The organism is Streptomyces sp. ISL-99 (genome assembly GCF_018614005.1).
In the GTDB taxonomy this organism is placed as follows: domain Bacteria; phylum Actinomycetota; class Actinomycetes; order Streptomycetales; family Streptomycetaceae; genus Streptomyces; species Streptomyces flavidovirens.
The window spans coordinates 1-21,023 of record NZ_JAGGPC010000063.1 but is presented as its reverse complement, the minus strand read 5'-3'; the positions used below and the strand labels follow the sequence as shown (position 1 = coordinate 21,023).

Genomic DNA, 21,023 nt, shown 5'->3' with positions numbered 1-21,023 from the left:
GGGTCTGTGGATGGCTCAGTAGCTCGGCAGGCGGCGGGGGCCGAGGTCGTCGCGGGCGGGCGGGGGCGCGAGACGTACGGTCGCGCCGAGGACGGACAGGCCGTGCGGGGCGACGACCACGGGTTCCAGGGCGACAGCGACGACTTCCGGGTGGTCGTCGACGAGTCGCGAGACGCGCAGCAGCAGCTCTTCCAGCGCGGCGGTGTCGACGGGATCCGAACCGCGCCAGCCGAAGAGGAGTGGGGCGGTCCGGATCGACCTGATGAGTTCGGCGGCGTCCCGGTCGGTGGCCGGAACCAGTCGGTGCGCGACGTCTCCGAGCAGCTCGGATGCGGCTCCGGCCAGCCCGAAGGAGAGCACGGCGCCGGCGGCGGCGTCGATGGAGGCCTTGACGACGGTGTCGACGCCGCGCGGGGCCATGGCCTGAACAACGAGCTGAAGCTCTTCCGGCTTGCCGAGGGCGTCGGTCAATTCGCGGTACGCCCGCCGCAGTTCCGTCTCGTCGGCCAGGTCGAGGCGTACGGCGCCGAGGTCGGGGCGGTGGCGCAGGTGCGGGGCGGTGGTCTTGAGCGCGACGGGGTAACCGAGCTGCCCGGCGGCGGTGACGGCGGCGTCGGGCCGGGGCGCGGGCAGGGTCGGCCGTACGTCGATCCCGTACCGCCCGAGGAGCTCGCGGGCGGCGTCGCCGGTCAGGGGCATGGACCGGGGCCCGACCCCACCCCTGCCCTCACGCTCACCCTTCCCCTCCCCCTCACCCTCGCCCAGCAGCGCGCGGATCTGGCCGGCGGCCCCGGCCTCGTCGATGTCGTCGTACTCGGGCACCCGCCCGGGCTCGGCAGCCTGCCGGCGCCACTGCGCGTACTTGACCGCCTCGGCGAGCGCGCGAACGGCGCGCTCGGCGGCGGGATAGGCGGGGATGCGCCGCCCGGCGTCACCGGCTCCGCCGGCCTCCGGCTGCGATTCGGCGCCGGGTGGCTGGCTCGCCGGACCTCCTCTTTCCCCTACCCGCCCCTCCCCGAAACCGGGGGCAAGCCCCCGGCCCCCCGGACGCCCTCCGGGCGCGTCCTCAAACGCCGGACGGGCTTGATCGTGCTGACCAGCGGCCACATACCGTGCCGCATCCGGGCCCGTGGCCACATCCGGCCCGGCGGACACGCCCCGGCTCGCAGACACATCCGCGCCCGCGGGCACATCCCGGCCAGCGGACACATCCCGACCCACGGGCCTGTCCGGCCCCAGGGGCACATCCCGGCCCGCGCTCCGACCTCGACCCGCGGCCGAATCCAGCCCGTCCGGCGTTTGAGGACCGGGGTCCGGGGCAGCGCCCCGGTTCGGGAAGGGGCGGGTAGGGGAAGAGCTCCGCGCAGCGCCCCCCCGGCCACAATCCCCTGGCGCCGGGTCCGCGTCCGGGGCTGGAGCCGCGTCCGGATCGGGAGCCGCGTCCGCGTCCGCGTCCGGGCCCGGGTCCCGGACGAGGTCGGGGGCTCCCCGTTCGGAGCCGCGGGCCGCGGCGGCCAGGGGTGGTGGCGAAGGGCGGGCCGTGCTTGTCGCCGCGGCGAGGGCGTCGGCCAGCGCGCCCATCTCCACGTGCACGACCGCCACGGGCTTCGCCGGCCCCGCCGCCGCCCCCTCCCGCAGCGCCGCCGCCAAGACCTCCCCGTCGCCGGATTCCGTCGCTCCGCTCTCGCCGACCCACGGGATCGCCGTGACCACGACCGCGTCGCACGCCCCGTCCTCCAGCGCCTCGGCCAGCGCCGCACGGAAGTCCGCCGGTGTCGCGGCGGTGGTCAGGTCGAGCGGCGGCAGCGGGCGAAGGCCCTGCGCCAGGCAGGCGTCGTACGTCAGGAGGCCCAGGGACTCGGAGTTGCCGAGGATCGCGACCCGCGGCCCGGCGGGCAGGGGCTGGCCCGCCAGCAGCAGCCCCGCGTCGACGAGCTCGGTGACGGTGTCGACGCGGATGACGCCCGCCTGGCGGAGCAGAGCGGAGACCGTCGCGTCCGGGATGCGCGTGGCGGGCACCGCGTGTCCCGGCGGCGTACTGCCACTGTGACGCGCGCCCTTCACCACCACGACCGGCTTCTCCGCCGCCGTACGCCGAGCGAGGCGCGTGAACTTGCGCGGGTTGCCGATCGACTCCAGGTAGAGGAGGACGACATCGGTGTCGGGATCGTCGTACCAGTACTGGAGGAAGTCGTTGCCGGACACGTCCGCCCGGTTACCCGACGAGATGAAGGAGGACAGGCCCGCGCCCCGCCGGTACAGCCCCGACAGCAGCGCGATCCCGATCGCGCCCGACTGCGTGAAGAGGCCGATGCGGCCCCGCGCGGGCGGCTCCGGCGCGAGGGAGGCGTTGAGGCGTACGGCTTCCGACGTGTTGATGACGCCGAAGGCGTTCGGGCCGATGATGCGCATGCCGTACGAACGCGCCTGCCGCACCAGTTCACGCTGGAGCGCCCGCCCCTCGGCCCCGCTCTCGGCGTATCCGGCGGAGAGGACGACCAGCCCCTGGACGCCGCTCTCGCCGCAGTCCGCGACCACCTCCGGGACCCGTTCGGCCGGTACGGCCACGACCGCGAGGTCGACGGCCTCGCCGATACCGGCGACGGAGCGGTGCGCGGGCACGCCGTCGATCTCGGTCAGGTCCTCGGGGAAGGCCCGGTTCACGGCGTACGTACGCCCGGTGAATCCGGCGGCGAGCAGATTGCTCAGGACCGTACGCCCCACCCCGCCCGGCGCGCGCCCCGCCCCGACGACCGCGACCGAGCCGGGGCCGAGCAGGCGCTGCACGGAGCGGGACTCGGCGCGGTGCTCGCGGGCGCGCTGTACGGCGACGGAGCGGTCGGTCGGCTCCAGGTCGAATTCGAGGTGGACGACGCCGTCCTCGAAGCTGCGCTTCTGGGTGTAGCCCGCGTCCGTGAAGACCTTGATCATCTTGGTGTTGGCGGGCAGCACTTCCGCCACGAAGCGCCGGATGCCGCGCTCCCGCGCGACCGCGCCGATGTGTTCGAGAAGGGCGGAGGCGACGCCGCGTCCCTGGTGTGCGTCCTGGACCAGGAAGGCGACCTCGGCCAGGTCCGCGCCGGGGCCGGACGAGGGGCGCCCCTGGGCGTTGATACGGTCGTACCGGACGGTGGCGATGAACTCGCCGCCGACCGTGGCGGCCAGACCCACTCGGTCCACGAAGTCGTGGTGGGTGAAGCGGTGGACATCCTTGGCGGAGAGTCGTGGGTACGGCGCGAAGAAGCGGTAGTACTTCGACTCGTCCGAGACCTGCTCGTAGAAGCTGACCAGGCGCTGCGCGTCGTCGGCGGTGATGGGGCGGATGCGCGCCGTACCTCCGTCGCGCAGCACCACGTCGGCTTCCCAGTGCGCCGGGTACGCGTGGTGCCCGTTCTCATCCGGCGGGGCCTGCTCCAGCGGGGGCTGCATGACGAAAGCGTACGGGTCGCGGGCCCGCTCTGGGCAAGGCAGGCTGAGGCCGCGGCGCCGGGCCGGCGCAGGGCCAGGGGCCGGCGGCTCCACGCGACGTGAGAGACTGGTCTAGACAACCGTTAGAACATGAAGGGCAACACCATGGTTGAGCGCCGTGTCACCGTCGGCTGGGCCGAAGGCCTGCACGCCCGGCCCGCCTCCATCTTCGTTCGCGCCGCGACCGCCTCGGGTGTCCCCGTGACGATCGCCAAGGCCGACGGCAAGCCGGTCAACGCCGCCTCCATGCTCGCGGTGCTCGGCCTGGGCGCGCAGGGTGGCGAAGAGATCGTGCTGGCTTCCGAGGCCGACGGCTCCGACGCCGCTCTCGACCGCCTGGCGAAGCTGGTCTCCGAGGGCCTGGACGAGCTTCCCGAGACCGTCTGACCCACTCGGACGGGCGAATTCTCACGAAGGAGCCGCGGCAACCCGAATTCGGGGCGCCACGGTTCCTTTTGTTTTACGTCACTTTATGCGGTGCTGTACGCCGCGAAATACGGGCAGCAGAAACAAGCCCCCGCGAATTCATCCTCTTTGTATACGGTGCGGCTGTTAATGGCGGCCACTCCCGGTGTTTACGGCACGTTGCGAAGTCCTCACGCGTTCTGGCCCGCGCTCCCGTTCGCGCTCCGGACCGGGGCGCCGCAACCGGTGCGCGGCCACCGCCCGTTCGACGTGCAGGGCCGTCAGCGCGCGGGCCCGTTCGGCGTCGCCGCGCGCCACGGCGTCGACGATCGCGCCGTGTTCGGCCCAGGCCTCGGCGGGCCGGGCGGCCTGCTCGACGGCGTACATCCAGGCGATCTTGTGCCTGAGCTGGGTGAGCAGGGCCGTGAGGCCGGGGCTGCCCGACGCCTGGGCGAGCGTCTCGTGGAACCAGCTGCCCAGCGACCGCAGGTCCTCCCCCTCGTTCCGGCGGGCCCGCTCCTGGCCGAGTCTGACCAGGCCGCGCAGCACCTTGAGGTGGGCCTCGGTGCGCCGTTGGGCGGCGCGGGCGGCGCCGAGCGGTTCGAGCAGCGTCCGTACCTCCAGCAGGTCGGCGGCCTCCCGCTCGGTGGGTTCGGCCACGCAGGCGCCCGCGTGCCGGCGGGTGGTGACGAACCCCTCGGACTCCAGCGTGCGCAGGGCCTCGCGCACCGGGACGCGGGAGACGCCGTAACGTCGCGCCAGCAGCTCTTCGGTGAGCCTGCTGCCCCGCGCGAACACACCGGAAACGATGTCGTCACGGATTGCCGTGCATACCGATTGCGCGGGAATGCGCATGACCGAACCTCCGCCTTAATCCCCGCGAAACGCGGTCGATCGACGCCTGTTCGGTGACTCTATTGCAGCATTCCTCGATTTCCGACGGGGTGCCGGAATTCATGGGCGGCTTTTGGACATACTGAAGGCCCCGGCGCGGAAGCCGGGGCCTTCAGTACGACTGAGCGTGCCTGGACCGTCAGACGTTCACGCCGTGCGCGCGCAGGTATGCGACCGGGTCCATGTCGGAGCCGTACTCGGGGGACGTGCGGGCCTCGAAGTGCAGGTGCGGGCCGGTCGAGTTGCCGGTCGAGCCCGACAGGCCTATCTGCTGACCGGAGGCGACGCTCTGGCCGACGGAGACGCCGAGGGACGACAGGTGGCCGTACTGCGTGTACGTGCCGTCGTTCATCCTGATGACGATGTTGTTGCCGTACGCCCCGCCCCAGCCGGCCTCGACGACGGTGCCCGCGCCGACGGCGACGACGGAACTGCCGGACGCGGCGCGGAAGTCGACGCCGGAGTGGCTGCCGGAGGACCAGAGGTTGCCGCCGGTCTTGTAGCCGGTGGTCACCACGGAGCCGGCGACCGGGAGGGTGTAGCCATTGAGGCGCTTGCGCTCCGCCTCGCGGGCGGCGCGCTCCTTGGCCGCGCGCTCCTCGCGCTCCTTCTTGGCCCGCGCCTCGGCCTTGGCCTTGGCTTCCGCCTTGCGCTTGGCTTCGGCCTTCCGCTCGGCCTCGGCCTTGCGTGCCGCCTCCGCCTTGACGGCGGCGCGCTTCTGCTGGTCGGCCTGGGCGGCGATCTGGTCGGCGAGGGAGTCGCCGATGACGATGGCCTGGGTCAGGCCGGTGTCCTGGACGGCGTGCGCCGCGTCGGCGCTGATGTCGCTGTCGGCGGCGAGGGCCGGAGAGGTCAGGCCTCCGATGACGCCGGTGGTCGCGAGGGCGGCGACGCCGGCCATGTTCGCGCTCCTGCGCGTCAGGCGGCTCGGACGACGGTGCTTCCCGGTGGCACGGGTGAACGCCATGAAGTGGCTGATCCTTTCCTTCCTTCTCGCCTACCGGGTTAGCTGACGGGTTCGGAGCAGGAAGGTCTCCTACGGACGCCTCCGTACGTACGCACAGAGGACACCCGATTCACCCCAGGGACTGATTGGGTCCCCGGCTCCCCAGGCTCGCGCCTGACGGGGACTCGGCGATGGCTGCCCGGTGCCGCGGATGCGGCTCACTGCTGACGGACAGCCGGACAGACGCTAAACGGGACATCTTTTAATCACCAAACAGACACGGCGTTTTGTAACGCACCCCACAGGCCAGACAGGCAACCTCCACAACAAAACGGACATACAAGAAGGACCCCGGCAGTCTTTCGACTCCCGGGGCCCCTCTATCGCCCGCTTTGGGGCGAGTTGCGCAATCGGCTCTGGCGGGTCAGCCGCTGACCACCGTCACGTCGCCGATGCCGAGCGCCCTGACGGGCTCCTCGATCTGCGACGCGTCTCCGACGAGGACCGTGACCAAGTGGTCCTCGGGGAAGGCGCTGACGACCGCCGCGGTGGCCTCCACGGTGCCCGTCTCGGCGAGCCGGGCGTACAGCTGGGCCTGGAAGTCGTCCGGCAGGTGCTGCTCGACCTGGTCGGCGAGCGTGCCGGCGACGGCCGCCGCCGTCTCGTACTTGAGCGGCGCGACACCGACCAGGTTCTGTACGGCGACGTCCCGCTCGGCGTCCGTGAGGCCCTCCGCGGCGAGGGTGCGCAGCACCTTCCACAGGTCTTCGAGCGCCGGTCCCGTGGACTCCGTGTCCACCGAGCCGCTGATCGCCAGCATGGAGGCGCCCGACCCGTCGGGAGCGGAGCGCAGCACCTGGCCGAAGGCGCGCACGCCGTACGTGTAGCCCTTCTCCTCGCGCAGGACGCGGTCCAGGCGGGAGGTGAGCGTGCCGCCCAGGCAGTACGTGCCGAGGACCTGGGCCGGCCAGACGCTGTCGTGCCGGTCGGGTCCGATCCGGCCGATGAGCAGCTGCGTCTGGACCGCGCCGGGACGGTCGACGATGACCACACGGCCCGTGTCGTCGGCGGTCACCGGCGGTACGGGGCGGGCCTCGCCGGTGTCGCCCTTCCACGCGCCCAGGGTGTCGGCCAGGATCGCGTCCAGGTCGGTGCCTTCGAGGTCGCCGACGATCACGGCGGTGGCGGTCGCGGGGCGCACATGTGCCACGTAGAAGGCCCGCACGGCGGCAGAGTCGATCTGCCCCACCGTCTCCTCGGTGCCCTGGCGCGGCCGCGACATGCGCGAGCTCGCCGGGAAGAGCTCCCTGGAGAGCTGCTTGGCGGCGCGGCGGGACGGGTTGGCCGTCTCGTGCGGGATCTCGTCGAGCCGGTTGGCGACCAGCCGCTCGATCTCGCTCTCCGAGAAGGCGGGGGCGCGCAGCGCGTCGGCGAGCAGGCCGAGCGCCTTGGGCAGCCGGGAGACGGGGACCTCCAGGGAGACCCGGACGCCCGGATGGTCGGCGTACGCGTCGAGCGTGGCACCGCAGCGCTCCAGCTCGGCGGCGAACTCCTCGGCGGAGTGCTTGTCTGTGCCCTCGGAGAAGGCCCGCGCCATGATCGTCGCGACGCCGTCCAGACCCTCCGGCTCGGCCTCCAGCGGCGCGGCGAGGAAGACCTCGACGGCCACGACCTGCTGGCCCGGGCGGTGGCAGCGCAGCACGGTCAGGCCGTTGGGCAGGGAGCCGCGCTCGGGGGCGGGGAAGGCCCACGGCGTGGGGGTGCCGGCCTGCGGCTGGGGGTGGAACTTCATGCTCACGGCTGCGGTGTCGGTCACTTGTCCGCCCCTTCCTGCGCTGCGGTCTCACCGGCGGTGGTGGTGTCGTCGGCTGCCCCGGCTTCGTCGGCCGCGTGTGTCGGCTCGTACACCAGGACCGCGCGGTTGTCCGGGCGCAGGCGCGCCTTGGCTGCCGCCTGGACCTCCTCCGCCGTGATGTCCAGGACGCGCTGCACGGCGGTCAGCGCCAGCTGCGGGTCGCCGAACAGAACGGCGTACCGGCACAGTTCGTCGGCGCGGCCCGCGACCGTACCGAGCCGGTCGAGCCACTCGCGCTCCAACTGGGCCTGCGCGCGCTCCATCTCCTCGGGCGTGGGGCCCTCGGCGGCGAAACGGGCCAGTTCCTCGTCGACGGCGCGCTCGATGTCGGGCACCTCGACGCCGGCCGATGTCTTCACGTCCAGCCAGCCGAGCGAGGGCGCGCCGGACAGGCGCAGCAGCCCGAAGCCGGCGGCGACGGCCGTACGGTCGCGGCGGACCAGGCGGTTGTGCAGCCGGGAGGACTCGCCGCCGCCGAGGACGGTGAGGGCCAGGTCGGCGGCGTCGGCCTCGCGGGTGCCGTCGTGCGGCAGCCGGTAGGCGGCCATCAGGGCGCGGGCCGGGACCTCTTCGCGGATCTCCTCGCGCAGTTCCTGCCCGATGATGTCGGGCAGCGTCCCGTCGCGCGGCGGCTGCTTGCCGTCGTGGGACGGGATGGAGCCGAAGTACTTCTCGATCCAGGCGAGGGTCTGCTTCGGGTCGATGTCGCCGACGACCGAGATCACCGCGTTGTTGGGCGCGTAGTACGTACGGAAGAAGGCCCGCGCGTCCTCGAGGGTCGCGGCGTCCAGGTCGGCCATCGAGCCGATCGGGGTGTGGTGGTACGGGTGGCCCTCTGGGTAGGCGAGGGCGGTCAGCTTCTCGAACGCGGTGCCGTACGGAACGTTGTCGTATCGCTGGCGGCGTTCGTTCTTGACGACGTCGCGCTGGTTCTCCATGGACTCTTCGTCGAGCGCGGAGAGCAGCGAGCCCATCCGGTCGGCTTCCAGCCACAGAGCCAGCTCCACCTGGTGGGCGGGCATCGTCTCGAAGTAATTGGTGCGCTCGAAGCTGGTCGTGCCGTTGAGCGAACCGCCCGCACCCTGCACCAGCTCGAAGTGGCCGTTGCCCTTGACCTGCGCCGAGCCCTGGAACATCAGGTGCTCGAAGAGGTGAGCAAGACCGGTGCGCCCCTTGACTTCGTGGCGCGAGCCCACGTCGTACCAGAGGCAGACCGCGGCGACCGGGGTCAGGTGGTCCTCGGAGAGCACCACGCGCAGGCCATTGGCCAGCCGGTGCTCAGTCGCTGTCAGGCCGCCGGAACCGGCCTGCGCTGTGGCCGTGTGACCCATGGGCATGTACGTCCCTTCGATCGCGATATGAAGAAGTCCTGCCACTGTATGCAAGCGCACTGACACCTGGCGAAGTTCCCGGCCGGTGTACGCCCTCAGGGAACGCCCGAGCAGGCGCTACGGACGGGTCGAGGTCGGCGTTGTCAGTGCGTCGGTCCACAATGGTCGGCATCAGACCCAAGAACTCAGCCCGACAGAACCGCGAAGGAGCCGCAGCCGCGATGGCCCGCCGCAGCACGAAGACCCCGCCGCCGGACGATGCGTTCGAGGAGAAGATCCTCGATGTCGACGTCGTCGACGAAATGCAGGGCTCCTTCCTCGAGTACGCGTACTCGGTGATCTACTCGCGAGCGCTGCCCGACGCCCGCGACGGCATGAAGCCGGTGCACCGACGCATCGTCTACCAGATGAACGAGATGGGGCTGCGGCCCGACCGCGGCTATGTGAAGTGCGCCCGCGTCGTCGGTGAGGTGATGGGCAAGCTCCACCCGCACGGCGACGCTTCGATCTACGACGCGCTCGTACGGATGGCGCAGCCCTTCTCCATGCGCCTGCCGCTCGTCGACGGGCACGGCAACTTCGGCTCGCTCGGCAACGACGACCCGCCGGCGGCCATGCGGTACACGGAATGCCGGATGGCCGACGCCACGTCGCTGATGACCGAGTCGATCGACGAGGACACGGTCGACTTCAACCCGAACTACGACGGACAGGAGCGCGAGCCCGTCGCGCTTCCCGCGGCGTACCCGAACCTGCTGGTCAACGGCGCGTCCGGGATCGCCGTCGGCATGGCGACGAACATGCCGCCGCACAACCTGGGCGAGGTCGTCGCCGCCGCCCGGCACCTGATCAAGCACCCCGGCGCGGATCTTGAGACGCTGATGCGTTTCGTGCCGGGACCCGACCTGCCGACCGGCGGCCGTATCGTCGGCCTCGGCGGGATCAAGGACGCGTACGAGAACGGGCGCGGCACCTTCAAGATCCGTTCGACGGCCACCATTGAGAACGTGACGCCCCGCCGCAAGGGCCTGGTCGTCACCGAACTGCCCTTCACCGTCGGCCCGGAGAAGGTGATCGCCAAGATCAAGGACCTGGTCTCGTCGAAGAAGCTCCAGGGCATCGCGGACGTCAAGGACCTCACGGACCGCTCGCACGGCCTGCGTCTGGTCATCGAGATCAAGAACGGTTTCGTCCCCGAGGCCGTCCTGGAGCAGCTCTACAAGCTGACGCCGATGGAGGAGACCTTCGGCATCAACAACGTGGCGCTGGTGGACGGCCAGCCGCTGACGCTGGGCCTCAAGGAGCTGCTGGAGGTCTATCTCGATCACCGCTTCGAGGTCGTACGCCGCCGCAGCGAGTTCCGCCGCACCAAGCGGCGCGACCGGCTGCACCTGGTTCTCGGCCTGCTCGTCGCGCTGCTCGACATCGACGAGGTCATCCGCCTCATCCGCTCCAGCGACAACTCGGCGCAGGCCAAGGAGCGGCTGATCGAGCACTTCTCGCTGAGCGAGATCCAGACGCAGTACATCCTGGACACGCCGCTGCGCCGGCTCACCAAGTTCGACAAGATCGAGCTGGAGGCCGAGCGTGACCGGCTGACGGCCGAGATCGACGAGCTGACGGCGATCCTGGAGTCGGACACCGAGCTGCGCAAGCTGGTCTCGGCGGAACTGGCGGCGGTGGCGAAGAAGTTCGGCACCGACCGGCGCACCGTGCTGCTGGAGTCGGGAAGTTCACCGGTCGCCGCGGTGCCGCTGGAGGTCGCGGACGACCCCTGCCGGGTTCTCCTGTCCTCGACCGGTCTGCTGGCCCGTACGGCCAACGGCGAGCCCCTCGCCATGGACGAAACCGGGCGCGCCAAGCACGACGTGATCGTCTCGGCCGTGCCCGCCACGGCGCGCGGCGACGTGGGCGCGGTGACGTCCTTCGGCCGTCTGCTGCGGCTGTCGGTCATCGACCTGCCCCAGCTCCCCGACACGGCCTCCGCGCCCAGTCTCTCCGGCGGGGCGCCGGTCACGGAGTTCCTGACTCTGGGGCCGGACGAGACGCTGATCTGCCTCACCACGCTCGACGAGTCCTCGCCGGGACTCGCGCTGGGCACCGAGCAGGGCGTGGTCAAGCGGGTGGTCCCGGACTACCCGGCGAACAAGGAGGAGCTGGAGGTCATCACCCTCAAGGAAGGTGACCGGATCGTCGGCGGCGCCGAGCTGCGCACCGGCGAGGAGGACCTGGTCTTCATCACCGACGACGCCCAGCTGCTGCGCTACCCGGCGGGGCAGGTCAGGCCGCAGGGCCGGGCCGCGGGCGGTATGGCGGGCATCAAGCTCGCCGACGGCGCCAAGGTGATCTCCTTCACCGCGGTCGACCCGGCCGCCGACGCCGTGGTCTTCACGGTGGCCGGTACGGCCGGCACGCTGCTCGGCGACACGGAGACGTCGGCGAAGCTGACGCCGTTCGACCAGTACCCGCGCAAGGGCCGGGCCACGGGCGGCGTGCGCTGCCAGCGGTTCCTCAAGGGCGAGGACATCCTCATCCTGGCCTGGGCGGGCGCGGCGCCGGCACGCGCGGCGGCGAAGAACGGCGCACCGGTGGAGCTGCCGGAGCAGGACCCGCGCCGCGACGGCTCGGGCACCCCGCTGACTACGCCGGTGGCGGCGCTGGCGGGGCCTGTGTAACCACGCCGCCACTCGGCCGCCGGACGGGTTTGTTCTGCCCCGCCCGGCGGCCGAGGACGGGCCTGTTTTCCAGCCGTCCGGCGATCCAGGGCTCTGGAAGGGGCGGGGTGGGTGGGGTGGGGAACAGACCGCTCCGCGCCCTCAGCCCTCGCCCTGCACGTACCGCAGAACGCCCCACATGCTGTGCTCATCGGCGGCAGCGGCGCCCCGCGCCCCGTCCTCCCGGCAGGCCGTGAGTTCCTTGCTGAGCGCTTCGGTGTCGGTCCCGGACCCGATGAGCACGAGCTGCGTGATCCGCGGCTCGTCGCGCCCCCACGGCTCCGGGTAGAACCGCAGGAACCGCCCGACCGCATGCACCCCGTACCGGTTGCGCGCGTCGGCCGTACCGAAGTCGACGTACCCCTTGATCCGGTAGAGCCCCTCCGGCCTGGTGTCGAGGAACTCCATGAGCCGGCGCGGGTCCATGGGCACGTCGGAGGTGAAGGAGACGCTCTCGTACGTCGTGTGCAGATGACCGCCGTCGCAGTCGTGGGCTTCCTCCTCGCTGCGCAGATCGTCGAAGGACAGCTGCCGCGCCTTCTCCTCGCCGTCCGGCCGCACCACCGGGTCGAAGAGCAGCTCGGGGTCGATCCGCCCGTACGACGCACGGATGACGGCCGTACCGCCGCTGAGGCCCGCGACGGTGTCGAGGACACGACCGAGCCGCTCCTCCCCCACCCGGTCCGTCTTGTTCAGGACGACGAGGTCGGCGATGGCGAGATGCCGGTCCAGCTCGGGATGACGCTCCCGCGTCGCGTCGAACTCGGCGGCATCGACGACCTCGGCGAGCCCCCCGTACACGATCCGCTCGTTCTCGCTGGCCAGGATCATCCGGACCAGCTCCTGCGGCTCGGCAAGCCCGCTCGCCTCGATGACGATCACGTCGAGACGGGCGGCGGGCCGGGTCAGTTTCTCCAGATACTCGTCGAGCTCACTGGCGTCCACAGCGCAGCACAGACACCCGTTGCCGAGCGAAACGGTGGAGTCCCCGAGCTGCCCGGCGACCGCCATGGCGTCGATCTCGATGGCCCCGAAGTCATTGACGATCGCACCGATCCGGGTGCCCCTGCTCTGTGCGAGCAGGTGGTTGAGCAAGGTGGTCTTACCGGATCCCAGGAAGCCCGCGAGGATGATGACCGGGATCTGCTTCTTGCTCACCAGGGGCCTTTCTCTTGGCACGGCAGGGGGCTGACCCAGGATATTGGCACTGGTGGAGCCCCGGACGGCCCTAGGAGCCGCACCGAGCCGGAGCGAGCCGGAGCGGGGGATTTCGGAAAGGTGTGCCCGGCGCTCTACCGTTCGTAGACATGAGCGCCGCACCGACCACCTCCGGCAGACGACTCCGTCTGGGCTGGCCCCAGCGCGTCTTCTCGCAAGTGCTCCTGATGCAGCTGGCCATCGCCACCGGTGTCACCGTGCTCGCCACCGGCCTCTTCCTGGCCCCGCTCAGCGCCCAGCTCGATCAGGAGGCGATGCGGCGCGCGCTCGCGATCGCGCAGACCACCGCGGCCCAGCCGCAGCTCGCCGGCGCGGTGACCGGTTCGCGGCCCGCCGTGGACGGGCCCGTGCAGGCCGAGGCGGAGCGCATCAGGCGCTCCACCGGCGCCGAGTACGTCGTCGTCATGGACAAGCGCGGGGTCCGCTGGTCCCACACCGACCCGCACCAGATCGGCAAGATCGTCTCCACCGACCCCAGCGACGCGCTCGCCGGCCACGAGGTCATGGAGATCGACGAAGGTACGCTCGGCCGCTCCGCCCGCGGCAAGGTCCCGCTGCGCGCCGCCGACGGCGAGATCGTCGGCGCCGTCTCGGTCGGCATCGAGTACGACAGTGTCCGCGCCCGGCTGCTCGCGGCGATCCCCGGGCTGCTCGCGTACGCGGGCGGCGCCCTCGCCGTCGGCGCGGTGGCGGCGTATCTCATCTCCCGAAGGCTCCAGCGGCAGACCCACGACCTGGCCTTCTCCGACATCTCCGCGCTGCTGGCCGAGCGCGAGGCGATGCTGCACGGCATCCGGGAAGGCGTCGTCGCCCTCGACTCCGGGGGCAGGATCCGGCTGCTGAACGACGAGGCCCAGCGGCTGCTCGGCCTCGGCCCCGAGGCCACCGGGCGCCCGCTCGACGACGTCCTGGGGGCGGGGCGTGCGGCCGACGTGCTGGCGGGGCGCGTGACCGGTGACGACCTGCTGACCGTGCGCGGGCAGCGCGTCCTCGTCACCAACCGGATGCCGACGGACGACGGCGGCGCGGTGGCGACCCTGCGCGACCGTACCGAGCTGGAGCGGCTCGGGCGCGAGCTGGACTCGACGCGCGGTCTGATCGACGCCCTGCGCGCCCAGGACCACGAGCACGCCAACCGGATGCATACCCTCCTGGGGCTGCTCGAGCTGGGCATGCACGAGGAGGCGGTGCAGTTCGTGACGGAGGTCGCGGGGGTGCACCGTGCCACCGCCGAGCAGATCACCGAGAAGATCCACGACCCGCTGCTGGCGGCGCTGCTGGTCGGGAAGGCCACGGTCGCGGCGGAGCGCGGGGTCGCGCTCCGGCTCTCCGACGCGACGCTGCTGCCGGACCGGCTGGTGGACCCGCGCGGTCTGGTCACCGTCGTCGGCAACCTGGTGGACAACGCGCTGGACGCCTCGGCCGGCTCCCCGGACGCCGTGATCGAGGTCGAGCTGAGGGCCCGGGGGCGTGCGGCCGTACTGCGGGTGACCGACAGCGGGCCCGGTGTCCCGGCGGAGCAGCGCGAGCTGATCTTCACTGAGGGGTGGTCGACCAAGGAGCTGCCGGCCCACGGCAAGCGCGGCCTCGGCCTCGCGATGGTGCGCCGGCTCGCGGAGCGACAGGGCGGCAGTGCCCGGGTCGGTGAGGGGGCGGAGGGCGGCGCCGAATTCACCGTCGTACTGCCGGAAGCACTGACCGATGCCGGGCTGGGCGAGGCGGAGCCGGCGGACACCGAGCCGACGGACACGGTGGGCCCGGCCGCGGCGGCGCTCGACACGGCGGGAGAAACGCGATGATCGATGTACTGGTGGTGGACGACGACGTCCGCGTCGCGGAGATCAACGCGGCATACGTGGCCAAGGTCGCGGGCTTCCGCGTCGTCGGCCGGGCACATTCGGCCGCCGACGCGCTGGCGCAGCTCCAGGCGGCCCACGTCGACCTGGTGCTCCTGGACCACTATCTGCCGGACCGGAACGGACTCGCGCTCGTCCAGGAGCTGCGCGCGCTCGGCCTCCAGACCGACGTGATCATGGTGACGGCGGCGCGCGACATCGGGACCGTGCAGGCCGCGATGCGCCAGGGGGCTCTCCAGTACCTGGTGAAGCCCTTCAACTTCGCCGGACTGCGCACCAAGCTGGAGGCGTACGCGGCGCTGCGCCGGACGCTCGACGGCGGCGGCGAGGCGGAGCAGGCCGAGGTGGACCGTATCTTCGGAGCGCTCTCCGTGGCCGGCTCCCCCGACCTCCCCAAGGGACACTCGCCAACCACAGCGGCCATGGTCCGGCAGGTGCTGCTGGCCGCCGGAGGACCACTCTCCGCCCAGGAGATCGCGGAGCGGGCGGGCATGAGCCGGCAGACCGCACAGCGCTATCTGAAGCTGCTGGAACGGTCGGGGCGGGTACGGCTCAGCCTCAAGTACGGCGAGACGGGCCGCCCGGAGCACCGCTACGCCTGGACGGCCGGCCGCTGAGGACGCGGAGCCGCATCCGGCCGGACCGCCCCTCGGACCGCGCCTCAGACCGCGCCCGCGCCCGTCAGCGAACGCACCTCCGTCTCCGCGTGCTTGGCCTCGTCCGGTGGTTCGGGTGACAGCGCCGTACCGGCCCAGCCCGCGAGGAAGCCCAGCGGGATCGAGACCAGGCCCGGGTTCTGCAGCGGGAAGAGCTGGAAGTCGGCCCCGGGGAACAGCGATTCGGGGCTGCCGGAGACGACCGGCGAGAGCAACACGAGCAGAACGGCCGGGATCAGGCCGCCGTACACGGACCAGACCGCGCCGCGGGTGGTGAAGTTCCGCCAGAACAGCGAGTAGAGCAGCACCGGCAGGTTCGCGGACGCGGCGACCGCGAAGGCCAGGCCGACGAGGAACGCGACGTTCAGGTCGCGGGCGAGCAGGCCGAGGGCGATGGCCACAACGCCGATTCCCGCCGCCGCGACGCGGGCCACCGCGACCTCGCTGTGCTGCCTGGCGTGGCGGCGCCTGAGCGAGGCGTACAGATCGTGGGCGACAGACGCGGAGGAGGCCAGCGTGATGCCCGCCACGACCGCGAGGATGGTGGCGAAGGCGATGGCCGCGACGACGGCGAAGAGAATCGTTCCACCTGTGGAGCCCGCACCGCCGCCCAGGTCGAGCGCGAGCAGCGGAACCGCCGTGTTCCCGGCCGCGTTGGAGGCCCGTACCTCGTCGGTTCCCACCACCGCGGCCGCGCCGAAGCCGAGCACGATGGTCATCAGGTAGAAGCTGCCGATGAGGCCGATCGCCCAGACGACCGAACGGCGGGCGGCGCGGGCGGTCGGCACGGTGTAGAAGCGGGACAGGATGTGCGGCAGTCCGGCCGTACCGAGGACAAGGGCGAGGCCGAGGCTGATGAAGTCGAAGCGGGCCGTCCAGTCCCCGCCGTACCTCAGACCGGGCGAGAGGAAGTCCTTGCCGTGCCCGCTGCGCTCGGCGGCCGAGAGCAGCAGCTGGTTGAAGTCGCCGTGGAAGCGCACCAGGACGAGCACGGTGAGCGCGACCGTGCCCGCCATCATCAGCACTGCCTTGACGATCTGGATCCAGGTGGTGGCCCGCATCCCTCCCAGCGATACGTAGATCACCATCAGCGCGCCCACGCCGATGACCGTCCAGGAGCGCGCGGCCTCGCTGCTCCCGCCCAGCAGCAGTGCGACCAGGCTGCCCGCCCCCACCATCTGCGCCACCAGATAGAGAACGGACACGGTGACCGAAGAAGTTCCCGCCGCGATACGGACGGGCCGCTCCCTCATGCGCGCGGCGACGACGTCCGCGAGCGTGAACCGGCCGCAGTTGCGGACGAGTTCGGCGACGAGGAACAGGACGACGAGCCACGCGACGAGGAAGCCGACGGAGTACAGCATGCCGTCGTAGCCGAAGAGCGCGATCAGCCCCGAGATGCCGAGGAAGGAAGCGGCGGACAGGTAGTCGCCCGCTATGGCGAAACCGTTCTGCATGGGCGAAAACAGCCGTCCCCCCGCGTAGAACTCCTCCGCGGATCCGCGCCGGTTGCGGCTCACCCACGTCGTGATCGCCAGCGTCGCCGCGACGAACGCGCAGAACAGCAGCAACGCGAGTGTCTGGTGTTCGTCGGTCACCGCTTGATCTCCTTGATCCCCCGGGTCAGTTCCTGGGTGTCCCAGCGGAGATCGAGCGCCGCACGGTCCCTGCGCAGCCGGGCGTGACGCGCATACGCCCAGGTGAGCAGGAAAGTGGTGAGGAACTGCCCGAGTCCGGCGACCATCGCGACGTTCACCGCGCCGACGACGGGACGGGCCATCAGGTCGTGCGCGGTGGTCGCCGCGACGACGTAGACGACGTACCAGGTGAAGAAGGCGAGGGACGCGGGAACGACGAACCGCCGGTAGCGGCTGCGCACTTCCTGGAAGGCGGCGCTGCGCTGCACCTCCAGATAGATCTCGGCGGCGCTGTGGCCGGGCGCGGGGCCTGCGGGCACGGGCGGCGTGACCGGCGCGGGTGCGCCCGTACCGTCCAGTTCGCCCCAGCCGGAGGCAAGCGCGTCGTACCAGGGGTCGTCGAACCGCACCGCTGCGGCCTCTCTGCCTTCCTGCTTCTCCACCGAACAACTCTCCTTGTCCGCGAACGAATGGTCCGCGTGCCCAAGGATGGACAGAGTGGAAGATCCCGGACTCTTCAATCCCCGCGCTTCACTCCATCAGGTGATGGATGTCCCGGGCGGCTGTGCGAGCCCGTGCCGGTAGGCGTACCGCACGGCTTGGGCCCGGTCGCGGACTCCCGCCTTGGCGAAGAGGTTGTTGATGTGGGTCTTCACGGTGGCCGCGGCGATGTGCAGCGTGCGGGCGATCTCGGCATTGGAGAGCCCCTCGGCGACGAGCGCCAGCACCTCGGCCTCGCGCCGGGTGAGGCCATCGGGCAGCTCGGCCGGGGCGCTCGTGACGGGGGCGGTGACCTGCTCGAGGAGGCGCAACTGGACGGCGGGCGCGAGCCCCGCCCGGCCCGACACCACGTCCGCGACCGCGCGTGCGATCTCCTCGCCGTCGGCGTCCTTGGTGAGGTAGCCGCGCGCGCCCGCGCGCAGCGCCGCGAAGAGCGAGTCGTCGTCGGCGTAGGTGGTGAGCACCACGACGTGCGTGGCGGGATGAGCGGCGCGGATACGGCGAGTGGCCTCGACGCCGTCGCAGCGCGGCGTCCGCAGGTCCATCAGGACGACGTCGGGCGGGTGTGCGGCGACCAGGGCGACCGCTTCGTCGCCGTCCTTCGCCGCGCCGACCACCTCGATTCCGGGCAGCAGGGCGAGGAGCAGCACGATGCCCTCGCGCACCATCGCCTGGTCGTCGGCGACGACGACTCTGGCGGTCGCGCCGGCGTCTCCAGCGGTCATGCCGGCACCCGCAGCCGCACCACGTACCCCTTCCCGTCGGCTCCCGCCTCCAGGCTGCCGCCCAGCAGCTCGGCCCGTTCCCGCATGCCCAGCAGGCCGTAACCGCAGCCGGAGTGCGTGAGCTCGCCGACGACACCTGAGGCGGAGGCGCTTGAGGCGCCTGAGGCGCCAGGTGCTGCGGGGGCGCCGGTCGCGCCCGAGTCCCGTATCTGCAACGTCACTTCGCCCTCCCCGTACGCGAGCAGGATACGAACCGTCGCGCCCGGCGCGTGCTTGCGCACGTTCGTCAGCGCTTCCTGCGCCACGCGCCGGACCGTCTGCGAGGCCTCGGCGGACAGCGGCCTGCTCTCCCCCGACACGTCGACCGACACGTCCCCTGAAGGGGCCGCCAGTTCCCGCAGGAAGGTCTCCACGGCCACCACCTCACCGCGCAGCGCGGAGAGCGCCTGGCGGGTCTCCGCGAGCCCCTCGCGGGCCATCCCGCGCGCCGCCACGACCCGCTCCAGGATCTTCGCGCGGTCCGCGCCCTGTTCGATCTGGATCCGCGCGGCCTCCAGGTGCACCATCTGCGCGGAAAGGCTGTGCGCCAGTACGTCGTGGATCTCGCGGGCGATGCGGGCCCGCTCGGCCAGGGCGGCGGACTCGGCCTCCGCCGCCCTGGCGGCCCGTTCCTGCGCCAGCAGCCGGAAGCCCGCGCCACGGGCCTGGGCGTCGAGACGCAGGGAGTAGCCGACGAGCGCGATCCCGAGCCCGAGAACGGCCGACTCCGGGCTCCGCCCGTCGTTGACGGAGTGCGCCGCCAGGACGACCGCGGTCACGGGCAGCGCGGCGGCGAGCGGCAGCCGCTCCATGGCCTGTACGGCGCAGATGATCCAGAGGATGGACGCGGGCATACGCGCCCCGGCGGCGTACGAGCCGGCTGCGACGAGGGCCGGCACGGCGAGCGCCCCGACGGCCGGCAGCAGCCGGTTGAGCCTGGTGAGCCGGTCGTACGCATGGGCGGCGGCCGCGCACAGCCCCACCCCGGCCACCGGGACGACGACGGCGGCACCCCGGAAGATCCCCGCGCCGTACGCCGTCCAGAGGGTCCAGGTGGTCATCGAGGGCCCAGACGACGCCGTCGATGACCATGCGTACGCGCGGCACACCGAGCCGCGACAGGGCCTCCGCGGAAGGCCACGCGGTCCAGCCGCCGCTCCTCTGCGATGTCATGGAACGACCGTACGGACCGGGCGCCCGCAGCGGATCGGCGCGTGGGTGGAGCTGTGTGCTCCACCCACGGGTGGACTCGGCGGAGCCGGCAGCGGCCCTGCCTCAGGCGTCGATGCGCGAGCGGTCCAGCGTGGCCGCCGAGCTGGTGATGAACCCCTTGCGGGGCGCCACCTCGTTGCCCATGAGGAGGTCGAAGACCTGCTCGGAGGATTCCAGGTCGCCGATGTTGATGCGGCGCAGGGTGCGGTGGCGGGGGTCCATCGTGGTCTCCGCCAGCTGGTCCGCGTCCATCTCGCCGAGGCCCTTGTAGCGCTGGATGGAGTCCTTGTAGCGGATGTTCTTGCGCTGGTACTCCAGCAGGGTCTGGCGCAGCTCGCTGTCCGAGTAGGTGTAGACGTACTTGTCCTGGCCCTTCTTGGGCTGGACGAGCTCGATCCGGTGCAGCGGCGGTACGGCGGCGAAGACGCGTCCCGCCGCCACCATCGGCCGCATGTAGCGCTGGAAGAGCGTCAGCAGCAGGCAGCGGATGTGCGCGCCGTCGACATCGGCGTCCACGAGGAGCACGATCTTGCCGTAGCGGGCGGCGTCGAGGTCGAAGGTCCGTCCGGACCCCGCTCCTATGACCTGGATGATGGCGCCGCACTCGGCGTTCTTGAGCATGTCCGAGACGGACGACTTCTGGACGTTGAGGATCTTGCCGCGGATGGGCAGCAGCGCCTGGAATTCGGAGTTCCGGGCGAGCTTGGCCGTACCGAGCGCGGAGTCTCCCTCGACGATGAAGAGCTCGCTGCGCTCGACATCGTCGCTGCGGCAGTCGGCGAGCTTGGCCGGCAGCGAGGAGGTCTCCAGCGCGGTCTTGCGGCGCTGCGCCTCCTTGTGCTGGCGGGCGGCGATGCGCGTCCGCGCGGCGGCGACGATCTTCTCCATGACGGAGCGCGCCTGCTGCTTGGCGTCGCGCTTGGTGGAGGTCAGGAAGGTCTTGAGCTCCTTGGCGACGACATTGCCGACGATCCGCGCGGCCGCCGACGTACCGAGCACTTCCTTCGTCTGGCCCTCGAACTGCGGCTCCGCGAGTCGCACCGTGACGACCGCGGTGAGGCCCTCCATGGCGTCGTCCTTGACGACGTCGTCCTCGGCGACGCGCAGCAGCTTGGCCGAGCGCAGCGCCTCGTTGACAGTCTTGGTGAGGGACCGCTCGAAGCCCGAGATGTGAGTGCCGCCCTTGGGGGTGGCGATGATGTTGACGAAGGACCGGACCGTGGTGTCGTACCCCGTGCCCCAGCGCAGCGCGATGTCCACGCCCAGCTCGCGGGTGACCTCGGTGGCCGTCATGTGCCCGCGGTCGTCGAGGACCGGCACGGTCTCCTTGAAGGTGCCCTGCCCGCTCAGCCGCAGGACGTCGCAGACGGCCTTGTCCTGCGCGAGGTACTCGCAGAACTCGCTGATGCCGCCGTCGAAGCGGAAGACCTCCTCGGTCTTGCCCTCGCCGCCCAGGGCGCGCTCGTCGCGTACGACGATGGTCAGGCCGGGCACCAGGAACGCCGTCTGGCGAGCGCGCTGGTACAGCGTCTCCAGGTTGAGCTTGGCGTCCTTGAGGAAGATCTG

The 21,023-nt window shown here is 71.6% G+C and carries 14 protein-coding genes, 1 pseudogene and 1 riboswitch; of the genes and pseudogenes, 4 read left to right on the top strand and 11 right to left on the bottom strand.

Going from position 1 to position 21,023, the window contains the following annotated elements; genetic code table 11:
- Positions 1 to 15 precede the first annotated feature (15 nt).
- A complete protein-coding gene (locus J7E91_RS30530; RefSeq protein WP_214910042.1) occupies positions 16 to 3,429 on the bottom strand; it encodes a bifunctional GNAT family N-acetyltransferase/acetate--CoA ligase family protein in 3,414 nt (1,137 codons plus the stop codon).
- A gap of 144 nt (positions 3,430 to 3,573) precedes the next feature.
- Between J7E91_RS30530 and J7E91_RS30525 the strand changes: the two genes are divergently transcribed.
- The gene (locus tag J7E91_RS30525; RefSeq protein WP_093803258.1) at positions 3,574 to 3,855 is read left to right on the top strand and encodes an HPr family phosphocarrier protein; all 282 of its coding nucleotides are present in this window, start codon (positions 3,574 to 3,576) and stop codon (positions 3,853 to 3,855) included.
- A 165-nt stretch (positions 3,856 to 4,020) separates the two neighbouring features.
- On the opposite strand, the gene J7E91_RS30520 is transcribed toward J7E91_RS30525, so the two are convergent.
- The 4 genes from J7E91_RS30520 to J7E91_RS30505 all read right to left on the bottom strand — a co-directional run bounded on the left by J7E91_RS30520 (position 4,021) and on the right by J7E91_RS30505 (position 8,905).
- Positions 4,021 to 4,728 carry a GntR family transcriptional regulator gene (locus J7E91_RS30520; protein ID WP_214910041.1) on the bottom strand — a complete coding sequence of 236 codons (708 nt, stop codon included), beginning with the start codon at positions 4,726 to 4,728 and terminating at the stop codon, positions 4,021 to 4,023.
- Positions 4,729 to 4,906: 178 nt separating this feature from the next.
- Complete coding sequence (locus tag J7E91_RS30515; protein ID WP_214910039.1) at positions 4,907 to 5,734, bottom strand: M23 family metallopeptidase; 828 nt, start codon at positions 5,732 to 5,734, stop codon at positions 4,907 to 4,909.
- 12 nt (positions 5,735 to 5,746) lie between these two features.
- Positions 5,747 to 5,914, bottom strand: a riboswitch (cyclic di-AMP (ydaO/yuaA leader).
- Between the two features lie 223 nt (positions 5,915 to 6,137).
- Entirely contained in the window at positions 6,138 to 7,505 is a 1,368-nt protein-coding gene (locus J7E91_RS30510; protein WP_214910084.1) for a pitrilysin family protein, read from the bottom strand.
- Between the two features lie 20 nt (positions 7,506 to 7,525).
- On the bottom strand, positions 7,526 to 8,905 hold the full coding sequence (locus J7E91_RS30505) for a pitrilysin family protein (RefSeq protein WP_214910037.1): 1,380 nt from the start codon (positions 8,903 to 8,905) through the stop codon (positions 7,526 to 7,528).
- A 215-nt stretch (positions 8,906 to 9,120) separates the two neighbouring features.
- On the opposite strand from J7E91_RS30505, the gene J7E91_RS30500 reads away from it, so the two are divergent.
- Positions 9,121 to 11,574 (top strand): DNA topoisomerase (ATP-hydrolyzing) subunit A, encoded by a 2,454-nt coding sequence (locus J7E91_RS30500; RefSeq protein WP_214910035.1) that lies wholly within the window; start codon positions 9,121 to 9,123, stop codon positions 11,572 to 11,574.
- Positions 11,575 to 11,715: 141 nt separating this feature from the next.
- Here the strand turns inward: J7E91_RS30500 and J7E91_RS30495 are convergent, their stop codons facing one another.
- Positions 11,716 to 12,771 carry a GTP-binding protein gene (locus J7E91_RS30495; protein ID WP_374224804.1) on the bottom strand — a complete coding sequence of 352 codons (1,056 nt, stop codon included), beginning with the start codon at positions 12,769 to 12,771 and terminating at the stop codon, positions 11,716 to 11,718.
- Between the two features lie 149 nt (positions 12,772 to 12,920).
- On the opposite strand from J7E91_RS30495, the gene J7E91_RS30490 reads away from it, so the two are divergent.
- Together J7E91_RS30490 and J7E91_RS30485 are read left to right on the top strand one after the other, a co-directional pair.
- Complete coding sequence (locus J7E91_RS30490; protein ID WP_214910033.1) at positions 12,921 to 14,630, top strand: sensor histidine kinase; 1,710 nt, start codon at positions 12,921 to 12,923, stop codon at positions 14,628 to 14,630.
- The gene (locus J7E91_RS30485; protein ID WP_214910031.1) at positions 14,627 to 15,304 is read left to right on the top strand and encodes a response regulator; all 678 of its coding nucleotides are present in this window, start codon (positions 14,627 to 14,629) and stop codon (positions 15,302 to 15,304) included. The genes J7E91_RS30490 and J7E91_RS30485 overlap by 4 nt, the downstream gene beginning before the upstream one ends.
- 44 nt (positions 15,305 to 15,348) lie before the next feature.
- On the opposite strand, the gene J7E91_RS30480 is transcribed toward J7E91_RS30485, so the two are convergent.
- The 5 genes and pseudogenes from J7E91_RS30480 to J7E91_RS30460 all read right to left on the bottom strand — a co-directional run.
- On the bottom strand, positions 15,349 to 16,941 hold the full coding sequence (locus J7E91_RS30480) for a cation acetate symporter (RefSeq protein WP_214910029.1): 1,593 nt from the start codon (positions 16,939 to 16,941) through the stop codon (positions 15,349 to 15,351).
- Positions 16,938 to 17,423 carry a DUF485 domain-containing protein gene (locus J7E91_RS30475; RefSeq protein WP_308377509.1) on the bottom strand — a complete coding sequence of 162 codons (486 nt, stop codon included), beginning with the start codon at positions 17,421 to 17,423 and terminating at the stop codon, positions 16,938 to 16,940. Before J7E91_RS30475 ends, J7E91_RS30480 begins: the two co-directional genes overlap by 4 nt.
- Positions 17,424 to 17,519: 96 nt before the next feature.
- Positions 17,520 to 18,206 carry a response regulator transcription factor gene (locus J7E91_RS30470; protein ID WP_214910027.1) on the bottom strand — a complete coding sequence of 229 codons (687 nt, stop codon included), beginning with the start codon at positions 18,204 to 18,206 and terminating at the stop codon, positions 17,520 to 17,522.
- Positions 18,203 to 19,418: pseudogene (locus J7E91_RS30465) on the bottom strand (sensor histidine kinase). The gene J7E91_RS30470 and the pseudogene J7E91_RS30465 overlap by 4 nt, the downstream one beginning before the upstream one ends.
- Before the next feature lie 102 nt (positions 19,419 to 19,520).
- A partial coding sequence (locus J7E91_RS30460) for a toprim domain-containing protein (protein WP_214910023.1) occupies positions 19,521 to 21,023 on the bottom strand: 1,503 nt, incomplete at its 5' end.